The 603-nt window shown below is 41.8% G+C and carries 1 protein-coding gene; it reads left to right on the top strand.

The features are described from left to right. Positions 1-52 precede the first annotated feature (52 nt). Positions 53-517: a GNAT family N-acetyltransferase gene (locus PL85_RS18585; protein ID WP_017048741.1), complete on the top strand. Its 465-nt coding sequence runs from the start codon at positions 53-55 to the stop codon at positions 515-517. Positions 518-603 lie beyond the last annotated feature (86 nt).

Here is a 603-nt window from a genome sequence, read left to right as displayed (position 1 = left end):
ATGCGTTGCCAGCCCCTTAGGCGGGCGTTAGCTGAATGTTGGTATAAGTAGCATGATCAAAATTAGAAAATACGAAGATTCTGACGCAAGTGAGTTGTGGAAGCTTTTTTATCATACAGTTCGTAACGTGAATCGACGAGACTATTCCCAAGAGCAAGTTGAGGCTTGGGCACCAGATAATTTCGACCGCAAGATATGGAAGAATAAACTAAACGCTATTTCACCTTTTATTGCAGAAATAGAGGGTGTCATTGTTGGTTATGCTGACCTTCAAGAAAGTGGTTTAATCGATCATTTCTTTTGTCATCATGATTACCAAGGCAAAGGCGTTGCACGTTGCCTTATGGAGCACGTTTTAAAAGTTGGTAAATCTCGCGGCATTACCAAGTATTGTTCTGAGGTCAGTATTACAGCTCGCCCTTTCTACGAAAAATTTGGTTTTAAGGTTGTAAAAGAGCAAGCGATAGAAGTTCGGGGCCAAAAACTGCAGAACTTTGTTATGGAAAAATTCAGCTAACAAAGCGTTTAAGAGTGATTCCAAACGCTTGCCGGTTTCGCTTCGCTCAAGTATGGCAAACGTTTGTCACACCTTAACGCGGCGTT

This window comes from Vibrio anguillarum, from assembly GCF_001989995.2.
Lineage (GTDB): Bacteria > Pseudomonadota > Gammaproteobacteria > Enterobacterales > Vibrionaceae > Vibrio > Vibrio anguillarum.
Note: the sequence above shows the minus strand (reverse complement) of the source record. Positions and strands in the feature narration are given on the sequence as shown.

What these genes read in the sequence shown, in the direction of transcription:
- PL85_RS18585 (WP_017048741.1), top strand. Translation starts at nt 53, where the DNA reads ATGATCAAAATTAGAAAATACGAAGATTCTGACGCAAGTGAGTTGTGG.